The following is a 20,538-nucleotide window of genomic DNA, read 5'->3' on the forward strand; positions in this document are numbered from 1 at the left end:
TTCATTCCCACCAATACGGTACGCGCTTTTTGGTACCCGTAACCACCTCGTTCATTGTTAGTGGATCGTACATTCGGCCACCCAGCATGACTCGGTGGATCTTGTCACTGTTGCGGATATCGGCAGTCGGGTCTGCATCCAACACAAGTAAATCGGCCAGCTTTCCAACTTCAAGCGAACCAATATCCTTGTCCATACCAAGCGATTTTGCCGAGTTTATCGTGCCCGCCTTTAGAGCCCCCAATGGCGACATACCGCCGCGCACAAACGACCAAAGCTCCCAATGCGAACCGATGCCCGCCTGTTGACCGTGAGCCCCGATTGACACCATCACACCCGCGTCGGCAAGCTTTTTCGCTTCCCGAGCGTTATCATCGTCAACGAAATCCTCGTCAGGCGCTTTGGTACGGCGCACCGTATCCGCCGCCAGCCGTTTTGGCGGTGTGTGAACCAGCAGCGGATGCGCGAACACATCAGTCGCCTGTCGCCAATAGGGGTCACCTGCGAGGCCACCGTAGCTGACGACAATCGTCGGCGTGTAATTGGTCTGCGACTGCGAGAAAAATTGCACAACATCGTTGTAGAAAATCTCCAGCGGCACATTATGCTCAAGCGTAGAATTGCCATCGGCAACCAGCGCCATATCCATGCCGAACAAAGATCCGCCTTCGGCAACCACCAACATATTTTCCTGGCGCGCAGCCTCGACAACTTGCTGGCGCTGTTCGCGACGCGGCTGGTTGTAGTTTTTCACACTGCTACCGCCTTGCGCTTTCAAGCGGCGCACATGGGCCAGTGCATCATCCAAATTTTCGATCTGGGCGTAAACATCGGCCGCTTTTGCTCCATACACAATCTCGCCAGTCGAGAATATACGCGGTCCCACTAGCTCCCCGGCCCGCTGCATTTCAGCAGCGACAAAAATCTCACTGGCGCGGCTCGATGGATCGTGGATTGTCGTCGTTCCCAATGCCAGATTCTGGATCAGCGACCAGTTTTGTTGCGGGACAATTTCATCTGCCCCCTGCGCGCCGTGGGCATGGGCATCAATCAAACCGGGGATTATTGTCTTTCCGGCGACGTCGATAACATTCGCACCAGCTGGAATCGCGATCTCTCCGCGCTTCCCGACCGTCGTTATCCGGTCGCCGCGCAACACGATAACACCGTCATCAATAGTTCCACCATCATCGCCTGCCATCGTCACAACCCGCGCCCCGACCAGCGCTACGGTTCCGCTTGGTTTAGCTGCCCGAACGGTGCGGGTCAGAGAAACACCTAATGTCGGTGGTTGAAACTTCGGCGCATCTTTCGCCGCTGGGGCGTTTGGAAATAAAGCATCGGTCCGCGCACTGAACACCGTTGGTCCGAGGCTCCAATGGACCTGCTTGCCATCCTGCGACCAATGAATATACTCCGCGCCATCTTTGCTAACCTTGGTTACCGGCAGCGATTTGCTATCTGGCGCAACGGCCACAGCCTGTGTGCCGGGCAGCAGCGGGACGACAAATGCCTGGTAATTTTGCCGAAACGCGAGATATTGCCCATCGGGAGAAACGATATAATCATTGGTCAGTTCGCCAGTTGCATGGGTGCGCCTGGCCTCACCATTCAGATCCGTGCTGACAAGAATGCGCTTGTCTTCCTCATTGTCGATCATGAATATCCGGTCGCTGGTCGCGCCATATTGGGGAGCTGCCGGGCCTTTGGCAACACGCACCGGCGCACCGCCTGATGCGGCAACACGGTAAACACCTGAGTCTAACGAATAATCCGGCGAGGTGAGATAACCACCGCCACCCATTTCAAACACAATCATATTGCCATCGGGCGAAAATTGCGGACGGGAATAATGGCCGGGCCGGTTGGTAACCGTTCGCGGCGAACCACCAGAAGCGCCAACCGTTTTGATCTGCCCCAATCCAGCATCGGTCCAGCTAACAAACACAATACTCCGACCATCGCGCGACCATGACGGAAACAACTCGCGATCATCGCCGCTATTGGTCAGGCGTTTCTCGCCGCCGCCAGACATGGATTTTGTATAAAGCTTGCCGAGACTCTCGAACACCACATTGCGACCGTCAGGAGACACTTTGGCAAAGCGCGGCATTTTTGCGGTGAAGCTATCGGGCGCGACTTCGATTTGCGGGTGCGGCGCATTGGCGACGCCGCGCGTGTCGTTGATCTGGAACGGGATGATTGAGGAACTGCTTCCATCAGCTGCCACTTTGCGGATTTTCCCGCGCGCCCAGACGACAATGCTGCGACTATCCGGCGTCCAATCCATATTAGGGTATACGCCGGTGACAGCCCAGGTTTCCTGCACATCCTGATCGAGATCGTCGTATATTTTCTGCTCTTTACCGGTCACGAGGTCTTTTACATAAAGCTTCGACTTCGCCCGCTCGCGCCGAACAAAGGCGATTTTCTTGCCATCGGGAGAAGGCGCGGGTCGCACCGATCCGCCGTAGCCGGAAACAGCCGTCGTCGTCTCGCCGGTTTCCAGATTATATTCTTCGATATTGAAAAGGTCCGTATTGCTGTCCTGCGCATAAATAAATTGTCCGCCGGGCGTTATGTTCCGAGTGAAGTAAACTGATTTGCCATCGGGCGCATAGATCGGCTCGCCGAGTTCTTTCTGGTGCTTCTCGTTGGGTTTTTTGACCAGCGCCACCCCGCCACCGCCTGACACATGATAAACCCAGACTTCACCGGTTCCCAAGGAACGCCCGGTGGTAAAATGTTTCTTGGCAACAATATAGCGGCCATCCGGACTCCAGCTCGGCTGATTGAGCAGACGAAAATCTTCCTTGGTCACCTGCTTTTTATCGCTGCCGTCGCGGTTCATGATCCAGATATTGTCGCCGCCGCCACGATCCGAGGTAAAGGCAATCCGCGTGCCGTCAGGCGAAAAACGGGGTTGAACTTCCCAGGCCAAACCCTCGGCAATGCGGGTCGCGGCACCTCCGGACGCAGGCATGGTGTAAATATCACCGAGCAAATTGAATGCAATCGTGCCGCCATCGGGGCTCAAATCAACATCCATCCAGCTGCCTTCATCAACATTGATCGGCACTTGTTTGATTGTCGCGCCCTTTGGTGCGTTCACATCCCATTTTTCTTCTTTGGGTTTCTCGCTTGTCGAGTCCTGCGCAAATGCTGCCCCGGACAAGGAAAGAGCGGCGAGCGTGGCTACCAGATGATATTTCATGAAGTCCCCTAAGATAAAGCTTTTGCACAGCTCTATCGGAAATGGCCAAATATAAGAATAGCCAATTTCAAGCGTGAAAACGGATTTCGCTTCGGGCTATTCCGGTTTGAGCATCCCTTCGACCACCTTTTGTGTCAGCGGATGATAGCCCGGTTTGGCGGTGGCATAGGAGCCCTCGGCAACCGGACGACCCCAATCTCCTTGCTGCAACAACGCTGCGTAGACAGGTCGTAGCAGCAGGATTCTACCGATATCCTTAAGGTAATCCTTTATCGCCGGAACCGCTGGATCATAGCGATTGGCAATCGCGATTTCGAACCATGCGGATTGCACGTAAGCATTGGCGGAGCGCGAGAGGTTCAGTCCATCATCCAGCTCTGCAAGGCGCATAGCGCTTTGTTCTCTCGGCAGACCGCGCAAGAACCGCAGCCATTGCTGGGTGCTCCATCCGGTCACATTGACATCTTGTACCGCCCCGCCAGCATTGAAAAGCGCAAGTGTTTCATCAACCGCCGCCAGCGTTGCCGATTGCGGAGCGATCGCGTTGTCTGGCAGACCCGGCTGATAGGCCCACCGGTCGATCTGCAACTTTTGCTCCAGTGCATCATCGCCCTTGACCAGATTTTTCCGCAGGTCGGCGAGAAACCCGGCCGTAGTTTGCGGTTGAAAAGCATGCCGGTCAAAATAGGATTTTAGATAAGCATCCCATTTGGCTCGCCCGACGGTCTGCTCTATGGTGCGCAGAAAAGTCGCGCCCTTGAAATATTGAATGCGCGCCGGACCATCGCTGGGATCGGCGTGCAATTGCGTTGCGCTGGACGTTGGCCCGGTCTTTTGTATGATCGCCTGCATCTCTTCGTAATCAAGATCGGCATACATGGCCGCGCGCTCTTCCCCGTAGACCGCTTCCATGATCCGGTTCTCGAAATAGGTCGTAAAACCCTCATTCAGCCAACCGTCTTTCCACGTCGCGTTGGTGACAAGATTGCCAGACCAGCTATGTGCCAGTTCATGGGCAACGACATCCGTGTTGGAGCGATCACCGGTTATCAAAGTCGGTGTCAGGAACGTCATATTGGGATTTTCCATCCCGCCATACGGAAAACTCGGTGGCAATACGAGCATATCATAGCGTCCCCAGCGATAAGGCCCATAAAGCGCTTCGGCGGCATCGATCATCTTTTCGACGTCACCAAATTCTGCAGCGGCCTGCTCGACAATCTCTGGTTCGGCATAAACACCGGAACGCGGGCCAAGTTTGCGAAATTCAAGATCACCGATGGCCAGCGCGACAAGATACGGCGGCACCGGATTATTCATTTCAAAGCGGTAGCTTTTGCGCCCGTCTCCGGTTGCGACACCTTTTTCTGACAGACTCAGCCCGCTCATCACAGGAATGACGCCGTCCGGCACGGTGATCCGCGCGGACCATGTTTGCCGGATGCCCGGGCTATCTTGTGTCGGAATCCATGTCCGGTTGACAATCGACTGCCCCTGGCTGAACAAAAACGGCTGACGTCCGCCCGCTGTTGCCTCTTTCGGAAGCCATTGCAGGGCCGCTGCATCGGGCGCGGAAACATAACGGATGGTTAATTGCCTGGCACCATCAAGCTTGATTTCGAGCGGCGCACCCAAGAGCTTGTCGCGCACGCCGATTGCCCATTCAAGAACACGCCCGTCGGCGGCGGTGACGCTCTGAATGATCATGCCGGCATCATCGAGCACAACAGAATTCGCATCCGGCAGCGCGTCAATATCCAAAGTTGCGGTGCCGTAAACTCGCTTGTTCTCAAAGTCCGCTACCAGATCAAGTGCGACATGGGTCACGCGCGCTTCCTGTGGCTTTGCATATGTCCATTCGTCCAGCGCCTCAGGCGTCGTTAGCACCGGTGCTGGTATCGCCCGCTCTGCTGCCATCGCGCCGGTTCCGGCATGGATCAGGAAAAGCACCGATGCGGCATAAGCGATAGATTTCATTGCGATACTCCTGACATTTTCAATGATTTTCAAGCTAGCGGCCATTCAGGAAGAAGGCAAAGCAATGCGTCTCCGAATCCTGTCCTTGGCTATGAGAGCGCCTTTTCACCAAAAATGCTCAAGTCTGTTATTTTGTGATCGAGGTCGACACCCTTGCCGCGCAAATATACCCGCCGGATCGGATAGTAGGCAACAGAAACGCACACCCAAAATATGATGGTCACGAGGACCAGTACCGTCAGACCTTGGGCAAGTATAACCAGTCCGATCAATACGCTCAATGTTGAAGATAAAAAGAAGGCCCAAATCCAGAACGGGCTTAGCTTGAAAATGGCTCGTGCATAAACATCGGGAAATCTTAACGGGATACGGGTGATGGACCATAAAATGATAATCGTAGGTAGCGTTGTAATAATGCCAACCGCCCGCGCAATCGCTCCGATATCAAGCCCTGCAATCAGCGGAATGAGACCCAGGATCAGCACAAGATTGAGCATTTGATAGGGGACACCATTTTTGCTCAACGTGCCAAGTTTTTCGGGAATAAGTTGATCCCAGGCCGCAACCATGAAATTTCGCGGCACTTGCATTATGGACGCGTTCAAAGTGGTCGCCAGAGCAACGCCTGCACCGCCGATCAGGAAAAAACTCAGGGCCCAGGATGGGAGAAAGGCTTTTCCAGCGACAGTGAGGGGCTGATCTACCATTTCTATCCATGGCAAAACCGCGATGCTCGCGAATGCGAAAAAAGCATAGATCAGCCCGACGGTCAGAGTCGCACAGATCATCACAAGCGGAATATCTCTGCCGGGGTTTTTCATGTCTCCACCCAATGAAACAATGGTTGAGGCCCCCGTTGTCGCAAACTTGAGGACAAAAACGGCGGTCAAAAAGCCGGATATTCCATTGGGCAATATCGGCGCCAAATCTTGTGCCTGCATTTCCGGAACGGCAAACCCAATATAGACAGCGAAGGCCGATAGCATGACAAGGACCAAGAGCGTTTGCACGATACTCGCCATTCGCAAGCCAAAATAATTGGTCAAAAAGATCAAGATGATCATGATGATCCCCCAGCCATTTTGAGAGAACACAGGAAAGATAGGTCGCAAATACAACCCAAATGCGCTGCCAAATAAACTGATACTGACCACTGCAACCATCAGCACGAGAAAGAGTGCAACGGAGCCGATCCAGCCGCCGCACAAGCGGGACGGCCAGACATAATAGGCCCCGACAACCGGCAGAGCGGAACCTGCGACCATCGCAAGAGTATTGGTCATCAAAGCGAGCAATGATGCACAGATATAGGCCCAGAAAACGCCAGGCCGCGTCATGCCAATCGCGACGCCCGTCAGCGCAACAGCGCCCGCGCCGATCACTTGGCCGACGGCGATGAAGAACATATCCCAAAAACCCAATATGCGCGGGAGCTTATCTTTCATTGCTGATCGCCGGTGAAGCAGTCAGCAAAGCCAAAGCTTTTAATGGCAGCGCGCCTCAGGCCAGATGCGGAGAAAATTCTCGGTAAAAAACGCCTCTTTTGTTGCATCATCGGCCTGCGCCAGATGCCCGTCAAACTTACCCAGTGGATCGCGGCCACCTTCGACATGCGGATAATCGCTGCTGAACATATAGAGCTCCGGACTGGACTGTGCGATCATATTGGCAACATCTTCGTGCGGGAAAGGTGTGAAGGCCATTTGCTGTGTGATCTGCTCGGACGGTGTGCGATCAAAACGCACGCTGGTGTCCGCCCGGCTATAGATGCGCGTCAAATCATCCATGCGGCGTAACAGTTCTGGCACCCAACCGGCTCCAAGTTCTACAGCGGCCCCGCGCAATTTAGGGTGGCGTTCAAATATTCCTTCGGCCACCATCATGCTGATAAACGTCTCAACGGCTTGATGCAGAACGAACGCATCTTTGGTCCGCACATTTTCGCCGCCGCCCATCCAGTCCTTGACCGCTGCCTTGCCATTATTGCTCCATGATTTCATCGCTTGCAGCGGCGAACCGCCGACATGGAAAAGAAATGGTATTCCGGCCTCGGCCAGCTTTGCCCAGAATGGTTCCAGGTCAACGTGCCCGCAAGAAAACCCAATTGGCGCACGGTGAGGCACCCAGACCGCTTCCAGTCCCGATTCAATGACAAAATCCAGTTCTTCAATTGCCATCTTGGGCACATCTAACGGGACAATCGCTACGCCGACCAGCCGCGCATCATCGCTGCAAAAATCGGCCATATGGCGATTATGCGCCCGGGTCGCACCATAGCGCAGCCGCGCCTCTGTTTTGGAACTGGGATGAAATGGCAAAGCAACGCTATGTGTTGCAAAAACCAGTTGTTTGCGAAAGCCCAGAAGATCTACAGCCTTTGACCGGTCCGCCGCATTAAATGCTCCGAGCGCCTGAATTTCCTTGGAAGTCTGGATCAGGTCATCGCCCAACGCTATCATGGATTGTTTATGCTCGTCGCTGTGCTGCCCACCCTGCTCCATGATGACCGCCACTTCATCATCAGTGACCAGAGACGCACTGTAACTGACCTCAGGGATTTCTTCTCGCAGAGCCGGATCAGCATAGGCTTTCAAAAAATCGGGAAGTTCCATGATATGGCTATCGGCATCATAGATTGCACGGCTTGCAGGCACATAAGTCATCCGATTCTCCTGAACAGCCTTTACGGCTTGATATGAAAGCGTAACTCACTTCCAGTATAATCTCAAGATATAGACAATAGCAGGCATCAACAAATATCGCAGGATGTCTCTTGCTATTGAGGGCAAAGCACGCCTCTTTGACACATCGCTAAAAGCCCGCAAAAGTCCGTCATTGTCGCGCAAAAGACGCAGTCGTTGCAAAAACGCCGAAATGCGGCTTGGCGGCGCGATGAAGTCTGGCTAGAAGCAAGTTGTTTTCGTCGATACTGTGTTGTACTCACAATACAGATATGACACTGACGATTCAACTATTTCAAGGGATTCTATTTTGGGTCAGGAAAACTTTACAGAAATGCGGAAGGCGATGGTGGTAAGCCAGTTGCGCACCTCGGATGTAAACGATCCCCGCGTTATCGCGGCAATGAACGCTGTTCCGCGTGAAGATTTTGTGCCGGCCGCCAGTCGCTGCGTCGCTTATGCAGACCGGGGGGTCTCGGTTGGTGACGGACGGATGCTCAATGCACCTCTGACGAGCGGATTGCTTATCAATGCCGCAGAATTTAACGCATCAGACAAGGTGCTACTGATCGGCGCTGCCACCGGATATACCGCCGCTGTAGTAGCAAAGCTTGCCGGATCGGTTGTTGCGGTTGAGCAATCGGCCAAACTCGCGGCACAGGCCAAAACCAATCTTGCAGAGCTTGCCAATGTCACGGTGGAAAATAGCGCTCATGCCGATGGCTTTGCAAAAGGAGCGCCTTATGATGTTATAATCATCGACGGTATTGCCGCGTATATCTCGCAAGCGCTGGCCGATCAGCTTGCCAACAATGGCCGCCTCGTCGCTCCGATAATGGAGGGCGGCGTCGCAAGGCTGGCTATTGGCCGGAAAGCTGCCGGCGCGATAGGATATCAACATTTTTCAGATTGCGGCGGCGTGATGCTGCCCGGTTTTGAGCAAGAAAAACGCTTTAGTTTCTAAGGTGCATTCAGGAGTTTCAGAATGAGTAAGCGCAAGTTTTTACTGGGTGCCACGGTGCTTGCAACGCTCTCTGTCCCCGCCTCGGCGGACACGCTTCGCGATGCGCTGACCGCAGCCTATGAGACGAACCCTACGCTGACAGGCGCACGCGCAGGCCAGCGTGCGATTGATGAAACCGTGCCGATTGCGAAGGCAGATGGTTTGCCAACCGCCACTTCAGACTTCGGCTATCAGGAAAATTTTCTGCGCAGCGCCAATAGCTTCACCGCCCCTGTCCGGCAATCCACTGCTGGCGGCTCCGTAACGGTGCCCATATATTCTGGCGGAGCGGTCAAAAATGCGGTGCGTGCGGCCAAGACCCGTGTTGAAGCGGGTCAATATGATTTACGCGGGACCGAATCGAGCATCTTCAGCAATGTTGTTGCGACCTATATGGACGTGATGCGCGACGAGGCGATTGTGAAACTCAATCGCGCCAATGTTGGCGTGCTAACGGTTAACCTTGAGGCCTCAAGCGACCGGTTTGAAATCGGCGACCTCACCCGTACCGACGTCGCCCAATCTGAATCGCGTCTCGAGGTTGCCAAGGGGGAATTGGAGACAGCGCGGGCAAATCTTATCCGCAGCAAAGAAAATTACATTGCATTGGTTGGCCAAGTACCTGGAGAACTTCAGCCGCCGCCACCCCTGCCAAATTTGCCGAATACTGCTGATGAAGCAGTGGACATTGCACTGGTGCAAAACCCGGATTTGCTCGCCGCAAAGGAGCGGAGCGAAGCATCGGAGATTGATATTCAGCGCGCCCGGGCGGCTACCAAACCGCAGGTATCAACATATGTTCAAGGCCGATATCTGAATTTCCACGGGACCTTGGGGGGAATATTCCGGGCGGCAATTTTGTCCAGGAGCAATCTACCACAGAGGCCGGTATTCGGGCTACTATTCCGATTTATCAGGGTGGACGTCCCTCGGCGCAGATCCGTCAGGCGCAAGCACAATCGGGACAGACCTATGAGCAACAGATCGCCACCGAGCGCAATGTTATTGCCCAAACCCGCGCCGCCTATTCCAGCTGGCGCGCTTCGGAACGGGTGATCCAATCCTCCGAACGGGCAGTGGCGGCGAGTGCTTTGTCGCTTGAAGGCGTCCGCGCGGAAAATACTGTGGGCAACCGGACCATATTGGACATTTTGAACGCCGAGCAGGAATTGCTCAACGCGCAGGTGCAACTTGTGGTAGCAAGGCGCAACAGCTATGTCGCCGGATTCAGCCTGCTTGCCGCTATGGGCCGCGCTGAAGCGGAAGATCTAGGGCTCGAAGGTGGCCCGCTTTATGATCCACTCGTTAACTATAACCGTGTCAAAAATGTCATATATGACTTCCAAACTGACCCCAATCCAGAGCCGGAAGCCACGCGCACCGTTGACACACCCGCCCAAACAGCGGACATAGAGCCATTACCGGCCGTTCCGCAGCGGAAATAGCCGGGGGACGTGCCAGAGCAACAGACTGCACCGGAAACAGGGCCGGAACAGTCGATAGGGCAGAGTTTTGGGGGTTTGACTATGGCCGAACAGAATAGGGATTCTTCGATGGAGGAAATATTGTCCTCGATTAAGCGGATCATTGCCGAAGACAAGTCAGTCGCGATTGATCGCTCTGAACCCCGCAGGCCGCGCAGCACAAAGCCTGCGCTACAAGCTGTACCCGATATTTCTGCTGATACTCAGCAGGACGACACCGATGAAGTGCTCGAGCTTACCGACGAGCTGGCTGAAAATACACCATCATCAGCCCGCGGCGTATTTGGTGACCGCCGTTCTGAAGAGCGGCTTATCGACGATCAAAAACTCGATAGCATGCGGCAGTCCCTCTCCGCACTGGTCGCCATCGACAAGGTTGACAAACTATCGAACATCAAGGCAGCGGGTGGCACGTCTCTGGAAGACCTGACCCGCGAACTGATGCGACCGATGGTAAAACAGTGGCTGGATCAGAATCTGCCGAGCCTCGTGGAAGAACTTGTTGCGCGAGAAATCCAGCGACTAAGCGATAAATAGCGGGCTTGAAAACTGTCCGATTGATTTGATCTTCGGTCGTGCTAGACCGCTAACATGAAAAATATTTGTAACGCTACTTTTGCTGCCCTCCTCCTGGCGGGCACTGCTATTTCCACTTCTCAAGCTTCTGCCCGCCCAATGACGGCGGAAGATTTGGCGACTTTGAAACGCGTCGGTTCTCCGGCAGTGTCCCCTGATGAACGCTGGACCGCATTTCAAGTTACCGAAACCGATCCGGAGAGCTATGAACGCGCCACGGCGCTATATTTGCTGGACTTGACCAAGACCAGCGCAGCACCAGTTCGCATTGCCGATCAGGCGAATGCGAGCGAGCATGATCCGGCTTTTTCACCGGACAGCAAGACACTCTACTTTCTTTCCGATGCCAGCGGATCGGAGCAGCTTTGGAATGTGAATATTTCTTCAGATGGCAAATCCGGGACACCCGTCCAAGCTAGCGATCTCAAAACCAATATTGCGGGCTTCAAGCTCTCACCAGCTGGTGAGAAAATTGCAGTCTGGGGCGATATTGCCAAGAATTGCCCGACATTTGGATGTGACGAAGAAAATGGCGGAGACGGCAACCGCGCAGAACCCGGTCCGGGTACCGGTCGCGAATATAGCGGCGATGATGGCTTTGTTCGTCACTGGTCCAGTTGGGAAACGCCGGGCAACTACAGCCGGATTTTTACGTTTGAATTAAAGGATGGCAAACTCAGCGGTGTCGGTATCGCTATGGACGGTAATCTGGTCGGCGACAGCCCTCGAAGCCATTTGGCGGAGGCGAGGAGATTAGCTGGACCGCCGATGGCAAGGGTCTGGCTTTTTCGCTCCGTATAGCCGACCGCAATGAACCCAAATCCACCGACCTTGATATTTACGGCGTCGAGGCAGATTCCGGTGAACCAAAACCGCTGCCCGGCAATGGCGATGGTACTGACAACTTGCCCGCTTTTGCGCCCAATGACGAGCTTTTCGCCTGGGCCGCGATGGAGAGGCCCGGGTATGAAGCGGACCGGATGGTCGCTAAACTCTTTGGCAAAAATATGGAAACGACACGGGTCCTGACCGGTGACTGGGACCGCTCGGTCGGTTCCATCGCGTGGACACCGGATAGCATGAAACTGATCGTAACCGCGCAGGAGGTGCTCGATCATCCGGCGTTCGAGGTGGATGTGGAAACCGGAGCAGTGAAGCGGCTGACGGGTGAAGGCAATGTGGGTGGCGTTATCCCGCTGAAAGACGGCTCGATCATCTACTCTATGAACAGCCTGCAGGCACCGAGTGATCTCTATCGTCGTGCGTCGGATGGTAGCGTCACCCAGCTTACCAATATGAACGGCAAGGAACTGGCAGAAATCGACAAGGTTGACATTCAACGCTTCGATTTCAAAGGTGCCAATGGCGATCAGGTCTGGGGACAAATTATCAAACCCGCCGGGGTTACCGGCAGGCTCCCGATGGCGTTTCTCGTCCACGGCGGACCGCAGGGCAGCTTTGGCGATAGCTGGTCAACCCGCTGGAACCCGAAAGTCATGGCGAGCCAGGGCTTTGCCGTTGTCACCATCGATTTTCATGGATCAACTGGATATGGTCAGGCTTTCACCGACAGCATCAATCAGGATTGGGGCGGCAAACCGCTGGAAGACCTCAAACTTGGCTTTGAAGCTGCGCTCAAGATCGACAAGCAGATCGATGGCGAACGGGCGTGTGCGCTCGGTGCCTCCTACGGCGGCTATATGATGAACTGGATCGCGGGCAATTGGCCCGACCGTTTTGACTGCATCATCAACCATGCCGGCGTGTTTGATCTGCGCAGCATGGCGCTTTCTACTGAAGAGCTATGGTTCGACCAGTGGGATCATGGCGGAACATGGACGAAACGCCCCAATCCGGAAAAATGGAACCCGGTCAACCACATCGAAAAATGGAAAACACCGACGCTGGTCATTCACGGCGAAAAGGATTTCCGTATTCCTTACACGCAAAGCCTGATGGCGTTTAATGTGCTGCAAGAGAATGAAGTTCCGTCAAAATTGCTAATTTTCCCGGATGAAAACCACTGGGTGCTGAAAGGCAAGAACAGCGTGCAGTGGCACAAGGCGGTGTTTGACTGGATGAAGAAATGGACGGCTGTGGGCGGTCAAGAGGGCGAAGACTAATGACCTATTTCCCGACCGAAGATCGCGATGGCACGATCATCATCACGCTGACCAATGGCGAGCGCAATACGCTCAATCCCGACTTGCTTGAGGAAGGTGTAACGGCGCTGCAAGAACTGGCCAAAAACCCTCCCAAAGGCGGCATTGTTCTTACCGGAGCGGGCGAACATTTCACCTGCGGGATGGACACGAAAGTCGCTGCATCGCTGGATGAAGCAGGCCAGAAACGCGCGCGGGACGGCGTCAATAATCTGATCGCGGCGCTCCACCGCCTGCCCTGCCCGCTGGTTTGCGCGGTAAATGGCAATTCGATTGGTGCTGGCGGGATCATGATGCTTTGTGCGGACTGGATCTATGCCGCCACCGGACATTACAAGATCGGACTGCCCGAAGCCAAGGCGGGATTGCCCTTTCCTCCGGTGCCGCAAGCGGTGCTGGATCACTGGCTGGAACCGAGCTGGCGGCGGCGGTTGGCGCTTTCGAGCATGTTGCTCACGCCCAATGAAGCCATTGGTGCCGGGCTGGTCGAAGCCACGGTTATGCCGGATGATCTGATCGACAAATCAGTCGCGAAGGCGAAAGAACTGGCGGCCCAACCGGGGTTCAGGGCTTGTAAACGGCAATTGCGGGCGAAGGCCAATGCCGAGATTGATGGGATATTGGATAATTAGAACACCGTCATTGCGAGGAGCGAAGCGACGCGGCAATCCAGAGCGGCAGGGGGCGACGCTCTGGATTGCTTCGCTACGCTCGCAATGACGAATAGGGTGTTGTCTCCCTAACAATCCAATGCCAAAGACCACCCCATGACATTAGACAAAAATTTCGATCCCGCCGCCATTGAAGCGCGCTGGTATGAGCATTGGGAAACCAAGGGCCTGTTCCGCCCTGAACGCAAGGAAGCGGAGCCGTTTACCATCGTCAACCCGCCGCCCAATGTGACCGGATCGCTGCATATCGGCCACGCACTGGATAATACGCTGCAGGACATAATCATCCGCCACGAACGGATGAAGGGCAAGGACGCGCTGTGGGTCGTGGGCATGGACCATGCCGGTATCGCCACGCAGATGGTGGTCGAGCGTCAGATGAACGAGCGCCAGCAAAAGCGCACCGACTTCACCCGCGAAGAATTTGTCGAAAAAGTCTGGGAGTGGAAAGAGGAAAGCGGCGGTACGATTACCGGACAGCTGCGCCGTCTGGGCTGTTCAATGGACTGGTCAAACGAGCGCTTTACGATGGATCCGGGCATGAACGAAGCCGTGCTCAAGGTGTTTGTCGATCTGTATAATGACGGTCTGATTTACCGCGACAAGCGTCTGGTCAACTGGGATCCGGCGCTAAAAACGGCCATTTCCGATCTGGAAGTTGAGACTGTCGATACCAAAGGCAGCTTCTGGCACTTCAAATATCCGCTGGCCGATGGTGTCACGTTAGACCATCCTGATTTTCGGGGCCGTGATTATATCGAAGTTGCGACGACGCGGCCCGAAACAATGCTCGCCGATATGGCGGTTGCGGTGCATCCGAGTGATGAGCGTTACAAGAGCGTCATTGGTAAGTTTGTTGAACTACCGATAACTGGACGGCGCGTAGCAATCGTTGCCGATGAGCACGCAGACCCTGAACTGGGTTCCGGCGCGGTGAAAATTACGCCGGGCCATGACTTCAACGATTTCGAAGTTGGCAAGCGCGCCGGTTTTGCCGCTGGCGACATGCTCAATATGCTCGATGGCGAAGCGAATGTTTGCCAGACGGCGGATGGACTGGTGCCGGAAGAATATATCGGGCTGCATCGCTTTAAGAAGGACGGCGTGGATGGCGCGCGCGAACTGGTGATCAAGCAATTGAAAGAGCTGGGCCTGCTCATCCCACATGTAACAAAAAACAAGGATGGCGAATTAGTTGAGCACGATGCTGAACCTCGCACCATCGCAACGCCTTTCGGTGATCGCGGCGGCGTAGTGATTGAGCCGTGGCTGACCGACCAATGGTATGTTGATGCGGAAACGCTCGCCCAGCCTGCTATTGAGGCTGTGAAGTCAGGCGCGATTGAGATTGTCCCGAAGACTTGGGAGAAGACGTACTTTAACTGGATGGAGAATATCCAGCCGTGGTGTGTATCTCGCCAGCTTTGGTGGGGACACCGGATTCCGGCTTGGTTTGGGCCTGCAATAATGCATGGCGATACGCTCGCATATCCGTCCGGTGATACTCTGCAAGGTGAAATATTTGTTGCTAATTCAGCTGAAGAAGCAATCGAAATGGCAAAAGCAAGATACGGCGCTGATGACGCAAAAATAATCGACAAAGCGGACCCAGATTTTGATAAGTTATCGAGAGAAGCAGCTAATCGGCAACGAGAATGCGTTTCACTTTACAGGGATCAAGACGTTCTCGACACATGGTTCTCCTCCGCGCTCTGGCCTTTCGGCACACTCGGCTGGCCCCAAGATCTTGAACCTCTCCCCTCCCCTTCAGGGAGGGGCCGGGGTGGGGACTGTCGGCCAAACGCCATCTCCTGAGAAAAATGAGCAAAGCGGCAAGACTACAACCCCCACCCCAACCCCTCCCCTGAAGGGGAGGGGCTTAAGCAGGCCAAAACCCGGTTCCGACCTTGCCCGCCACTACCCCAATGACCTGCTGATCTCCGGTTTTGATATCCTGTTCTTCTGGGATGCGCGGATGGCGATGCAGGGGATCAAGATGATGGGCGAAGTGCCGTGGAAACGGCTCTATCTGCACGGGCTGGTCCGCGCTGAAGATGGCTCGAAAATGTCCAAGTCGAAGGGCAATGTCGTCGATCCGCTGGGATTGATTGACCAATATGGCGCCGATGCATTGCGCTTCTTCATGGCGGCGATGGAAAGCCAGGGGCGTGACATCAAGATGGATGACAAGCGCGTCGAAGGCTATCGCAACTTCGCGACCAAGCTCTGGAATGCGTCGCGTTTTTGCGAGGCCAACGGCATTGGCGCGAGCGCAACGCTGGCCGCGCCCGACGCCACCCTACCCGTAAACCGCTGGATTATTTCGGAGGTTGTGGAAACGCAGCAAGCGCTCGACAAGGCGCTGGCGGACCTGAGATTCGATGCGGCGGCGAACACGATTTATCACTTCACTTGGGACCGGTTCTGCGACTGGTATCTGGAGCTTATCAAGCCTGTATTGCAGGGTGATGATGCCAGCGGGGCAGATGAAACCCGCATTGTCGCAGGCTGGGTACTCGACCAGATTATCGTCATGCTGCACCCGTTCATGCCGTTCATTACCGAAGAGCTCTGGCACAGCATGGCTGGCGAAGAAGGCCGCAATTACGATCTGATCGTCGCCAAATGGCCGGAGCCTAAGGCAGCGATTGATAAAGATGCGAAATCAGAAGTCGATTGGCTCATTCGCCTGATCTCAGCAACGCGCGCCGCCAAGGTGGAGCTCAACATACCGCCCGGCACCAAAATGTCCGCCCACGTTCGCGATGGCGGCGACGGTTTGGCAGATCGGATAGAACGCCAGAAGGCAGCGCTAGATCGCGTCGGTCGACTGGAGAGCTTCTCTTTTGATCCGGCTCCTGAAGGTGCAACGGCACAGATCGTCGTGGACGGCGCGACTTATATTCTGCCACTTGCTGGTGCTGTTGATTTTGAAGCAGAAAAAACGCGTCTCAATAAAGCGTTGGAAGCCTCACTGAAGGAAGCGAAATCACTTTCAGGACGCCTTGGCAATCCGAATTTTGTCGAAAAAGCCAAACCGGAAGCGGTCGAAAAAGCCCGCGCTGATCTGGCGGACAAAGAGGCTGAAGCCGAGCGTTTGCAGGCGGCTATTACACGCCTCGGATAGCGAAATATGCAATGTAGGAAAAACCTGACGGATTTTCCTACATTGCCGGTTTCAAAGGCTTCCTTGGCCCAAACTTTGACAAACTTTGGAGCCGTTACCGCCCCTGGCTTCTCCAGCGTTTGATAACCCGCTGGATAATCTCTTCCTCGCCGCCATGCTCGCGCCACAGTTCGGAGAAGAGCGGATCTTCGGACGCCGGGCGGCGTTCTTCGGCTAGTGTATCGAGCGACACACGGATGGGAATGGCGACACCCTCACCGCAGCAGATAACCTCGCGGTTACGCAGCGCAGGGATGGAATCAAGAAACCCGCGCGCACCTTCAGGCATCGCCGCTTTCACAAAGGCTTGGTCGCGGTCATTGTTCAGACGCATCGAGAGGATGGTACCACATTGTGACAGGACGCCTTCGGCCAAATCCGATGGCCGCTGCGTAATCAGGCCCAGCGACACGCCGTATTTACGGCCTTCCTTGGCAATCCGGCTCAAAATATCGCGGACACTGCTTTCGCCGGCAATATTGTCGTTGGGGATATAGCGGTGAGCCTCTTCACAGACCAGCAGCATGGGCCGCTTGGGTTCGCTTTTGGCCCAGATCGCATAGTCAAATACCAGTCTGCTAAGCACGGCAACCACTGTGGGAGTAATCTCCGATGGCATGGCTGAAACATCAATAATCGAAATCGGCTTGCCTTCAGCGGGCAGGCGGAAAATCTTGGTCAGAAACGCGGCCATCGTATCGCCAACCAGCATGCCCGAGAACATGAAGGCATAGCGTGGATCGGACTTAATCTCGTCGATTTTGGATTTTAACCGCATGAACGGAGCCGTGTTGGTGGCCTTGTCAAGCTTGCCCATTTCATTTTGAATGATGGTGGTGAGGTCGGACAGCAAATAGGGCACTGGCGAGTCTACAGTAAGTTTGGCAACGCCGGCAGCGGCCTGGCTCTTTCCTTTGGCCGCTAGAAGACATTTGGCGAGAATATCACAATCCATCTGCTTTTCATCGCCGGTCGATTGGACGAAAACCTCGCAATGCTCGCGGAAGTTCATCAACCAATAGGGCAGGTTGAGGTTGTTCACATCAAACACTTTGCCGTTGCCTTTAAACGCAGCAGAATATTCACCATGCGGGTCAATCATGATAATATGGCCTTCCGGCGCGAGATCGCAAATCCTGTGGAGGATTAGTGCAGCCGAGGTCGATTTACCCGTACCGGTAGAACCCAGCAGCGCGAAATGCTTGCCGAGCATGGCATCGACATAAAGAGCGCCACGAATATCATCAGTAGGATAGACCGTGCCAATTTCAATATTTGCCCGACCATCGGAGGCGTAAACCTGCTTCAAATCAGCGGTTGTGACAGCATAGACAACCGAACCGGGTGTCGGGTAACGTGTAACGCCACGGCGGAAATTATAGATGTGCCCGGTGAGCCGCTCTTCATCACCCTCGCCGAGGAAGTCGACAGCCGCGACGATAACGCCAGCATGGGTGTCATGCAGTTTTTGCGTTCTGATGTTTGCCAGCAACCATGTTTGTCCCACGCGGATTTTAATCTGGCTACCAACTTGCCCGGCCATTTGTACTGTAGGATCAGCATGTTCGAGCAAACTGCCAAGAATATTCACATCCAATATCACCTTGGAACCGGAACCTGCTATCTCGACGACTTCACCAATCTTGTGGCCTTCTGCGCGTTTGGGCGTTTGTGATCCGTCGGTAGAGGGCGTTGGCGTGACAACGGGAAGCGGCCTTGCTGCGGGGAAATTATGTGAACCCATGTCTGACATGATGCTGGTCTAATCCTGTTTTGGTTAATCAATCAGGAAACTAGGCAATCATGGTTAAGGAATGCTTACCAAAGCAGGGAAAGCGTGATTAACAATGCGACCGGTTTCAGAACGGCTTTTGGCATTCACAGTTTGCGGAATGCATATCCCGCTGCCCAACCCAGAGACACGGAAAGAAACACAGCCAATAGACCATAGATAAAGCCATATTCCTGCGACAGGTTAGTGAAGAAGCGGCCCATGCCGATCTTCTCTATAGTGATGTCTTTTATTTCGGCGGCCTCGACCCGACCGTCTATAATCAGGAAGGTTTCGGCGGAATAGTCGCCGACAGGCACGCTGGCGGGCAAATTGATCCGAGCTTTATATAATACAGAATTGGTTATCTCGACCTGGTTGGGCAGGCTTTTGTAAAGCTGGCCGCGCGAATTCAGATCAACCAGACCGTCAGTAAACCGGCCAAGTTCCTTGCTGTCAATTGCACCTGCGGGTGACAATTGCAGATGATCGAGACCGAGTTCATAAATATCGGCCGTCTTGTTATCGACGATGGTCTCTATTGGCCGAGACGATGCAACCGCATAAAATCCTGGCGCGGAGCGAAACTCGCTGCTGGCCGCATTGATCCAGATGCCAGCTACATTCTGTTTTTCCCGCAGCACAATCGACTGCGTCGGGCCCTTGAGAACCACCACGATATCTGCACGTTCCTGGTTGCGGGTACCAGGCGGATAGGTAATAGCCCCGAACAGCAGCAACTGCGCGCCGGTAAAATCACCTTTGATGCTAATCTTGTCCTGCGATACATCTGGAACCAGAACCGGTGTATTTCCCAGCAATAGAATAAACGCAGCCAAGCAAAAGCCCACCTTGGAAATATATGAAACCAGTCCATTCATAGCGGCTGAACCGTATAGATTTCATCGGGTTCAAACCCTAAACCCAATGCCATTCTAACAGCAACCAACAGGACCATGACGGCCAGTGAAAGTCGCAAATATTCTGGTCGCATCCGCTGCGCGAATTTTGCGCCCAGTTGCGCTCCGGTTACACTGCCGATCAAGAGCAACGCAGCGAGTACAATATCAACCGCTCGCGTCGTCATGCTGTGCATCATGGTGGAGGCAATGGTCACAAAAAGTATTTGAAATAGTGAGGTACCAACCACCACTTGCGCGCCCATGCCCAGCAGATACAGCATTGCAGGAACCATGATGAACCCGCCACCAACACCAAGCAACATCGTCAGGATGCCAGTGAGCAGCCCCAGAATGAAAGGGGCAATCGGAGAAATATAAAGTCCCGAACGGTAAAAGCGCCAACGCATTGGCAAATTCGCGACCAAAGGATGATGCCGCCTTTTGCGTGCGGGCATTGGCTTACCGGCACGCAAGGCCTTGACACTGCCCCAGGATTCTTTGGCCATCAGCCCACCGATGCTGCTCAGCATTAGCACGTAGAGTACATTAATAACGGTATCGATCTGGCCCCATCGCTGGAGAATCTGAAACAGGCCAGTGCCTATGAAAGTCCCAAAAATACCGCCAACGACCAAAACAGTACCCATGCGGAAATCGACACCCTTCCGTCGCATATGGGCGGCGACCCCGGAAATGCTGGCACCCGTAACCTGAGTAGAAGCAGACGCGGCGGCCACGGTCGGCGGTATGCCGTAAAATATAAGCAAAGGCGTCGTCAGAAACCCGCCACCAACGCCAAACATCCCGGACAAGATACCCACCAGACCGCCGAGCAAAACAATGACAAAGGCATTGACCGACAAATTCGCGATAGGGAGGTAAATATCCATTACTCCAATGGACTAATCTCTTTTGCCCACCGGATAAAGAG

Annotated in this window: 13 protein-coding genes and 2 pseudogenes; 8 read left to right on the top strand and 7 right to left on the bottom strand. The window is 54.4% G+C overall.

Going from position 1 to position 20,538, the window contains the following annotated elements; all coding sequences use genetic code 11:
- Window position 1 precedes the first annotated feature (1 nt).
- From HF685_RS08160 to HF685_RS08175, 4 genes are all read right to left on the bottom strand, one after another.
- The gene (locus HF685_RS08160; protein WP_168819174.1) at window positions 2–3,214 is read right to left on the bottom strand and encodes an amidohydrolase family protein; all 3,213 of its coding nucleotides are present in this window, start codon (window positions 3,212–3,214) and stop codon (window positions 2–4) included.
- A gap of 96 nt (window positions 3,215–3,310) precedes the next feature.
- Window positions 3,311–5,191, bottom strand: coding sequence for a M1 family metallopeptidase (locus tag HF685_RS08165; RefSeq protein WP_168819176.1), 1,881 nt, complete (start codon window positions 5,189–5,191; stop codon window positions 3,311–3,313).
- Window positions 5,192–5,280: 89 nt separating this feature from the next.
- Window positions 5,281–6,636: an APC family permease gene (locus HF685_RS08170; protein ID WP_168819178.1), complete on the bottom strand. Its 1,356-nt coding sequence runs from the start codon at window positions 6,634–6,636 to the stop codon at window positions 5,281–5,283.
- 39 nt (window positions 6,637–6,675) lie between these two features.
- Window positions 6,676–7,854: an amidohydrolase family protein gene (locus HF685_RS08175; RefSeq protein ID WP_168819180.1), complete on the bottom strand. Its 1,179-nt coding sequence runs from the start codon at window positions 7,852–7,854 to the stop codon at window positions 6,676–6,678.
- 352 nt (window positions 7,855–8,206) lie between these two features.
- Here HF685_RS08175 and HF685_RS08180 point away from each other — a divergent pair, with 352 nt between their 5' ends.
- The 8 genes and pseudogenes from HF685_RS08180 to HF685_RS16350 all read left to right on the top strand — a co-directional run bounded on the left by HF685_RS08180 (window position 8,207) and on the right by HF685_RS16350 (window position 16,895).
- Window positions 8,207–8,836 carry a protein-L-isoaspartate O-methyltransferase family protein gene (locus HF685_RS08180; RefSeq protein ID WP_168819182.1) on the top strand — a complete coding sequence of 210 codons (630 nt, stop codon included), beginning with the start codon at window positions 8,207–8,209 and terminating at the stop codon, window positions 8,834–8,836.
- A 21-nt stretch (window positions 8,837–8,857) separates the two neighbouring features.
- Window positions 8,858–9,031: pseudogene (locus tag HF685_RS16780) on the top strand (TolC family outer membrane protein); the annotation flags it as partial.
- Between the two features lie 752 nt (window positions 9,032–9,783).
- Window positions 9,784–10,320 carry a TolC family protein gene (locus HF685_RS16630; RefSeq protein ID WP_343040098.1) on the top strand — a complete coding sequence of 179 codons (537 nt, stop codon included), beginning with the start codon at window positions 9,784–9,786 and terminating at the stop codon, window positions 10,318–10,320.
- Window positions 10,321–10,401: 81 nt separating this feature from the next.
- Complete coding sequence (locus HF685_RS08190; protein WP_168819184.1) at window positions 10,402–10,896, top strand: DUF2497 domain-containing protein; 495 nt, start codon at window positions 10,402–10,404, stop codon at window positions 10,894–10,896.
- 138 nt (window positions 10,897–11,034) lie between these two features.
- The gene (locus HF685_RS16635; protein ID WP_343040035.1) at window positions 11,035–11,736 is read left to right on the top strand and encodes a TolB family protein; all 702 of its coding nucleotides are present in this window, start codon (window positions 11,035–11,037) and stop codon (window positions 11,734–11,736) included.
- A gap of 206 nt (window positions 11,737–11,942) precedes the next feature.
- Window positions 11,943–13,058, top strand: coding sequence for a prolyl oligopeptidase family serine peptidase (locus HF685_RS16640; protein WP_343040037.1), 1,116 nt, complete (start codon window positions 11,943–11,945; stop codon window positions 13,056–13,058).
- Entirely contained in the window at window positions 13,058–13,729 is a 672-nt protein-coding gene (locus tag HF685_RS08200; protein WP_168819186.1) for an enoyl-CoA hydratase/isomerase family protein, read from the top strand. Before HF685_RS16640 ends, HF685_RS08200 begins: the two co-directional genes overlap by 1 nt.
- A gap of 135 nt (window positions 13,730–13,864) precedes the next feature.
- Window positions 13,865–16,895: pseudogene (locus tag HF685_RS16350) on the top strand (valine--tRNA ligase).
- A gap of 94 nt (window positions 16,896–16,989) precedes the next feature.
- On the opposite strand, the gene HF685_RS08215 reads toward HF685_RS16350, so the two are convergent.
- The 3 genes from HF685_RS08215 to HF685_RS08225 all read right to left on the bottom strand — a co-directional run bounded on the left by HF685_RS08215 (window position 16,990) and on the right by HF685_RS08225 (window position 20,497).
- Window positions 16,990–18,687, bottom strand: coding sequence for an ATP-binding protein (locus HF685_RS08215; protein WP_168819188.1), 1,698 nt, complete (start codon window positions 18,685–18,687; stop codon window positions 16,990–16,992).
- 125 nt (window positions 18,688–18,812) lie between these two features.
- Window positions 18,813–19,586, bottom strand: a complete 774-nt coding sequence (locus HF685_RS08220; RefSeq protein ID WP_168819190.1) for a TIGR02186 family protein — start codon at window positions 19,584–19,586, stop codon at window positions 18,813–18,815.
- Window positions 19,583–20,497, bottom strand: a complete 915-nt coding sequence (locus HF685_RS08225) for a sulfite exporter TauE/SafE family protein (protein ID WP_168819192.1) — start codon at window positions 20,495–20,497, stop codon at window positions 19,583–19,585. The genes HF685_RS08220 and HF685_RS08225 overlap by 4 nt, the downstream gene beginning before the upstream one ends.
- Between the last annotated feature and the right edge of the window lie 41 nt (window positions 20,498–20,538).

The organism is Parasphingorhabdus halotolerans, from assembly GCF_012516475.1.
GTDB lineage: Bacteria > Pseudomonadota > Alphaproteobacteria > Sphingomonadales > Sphingomonadaceae > Parasphingorhabdus > Parasphingorhabdus halotolerans.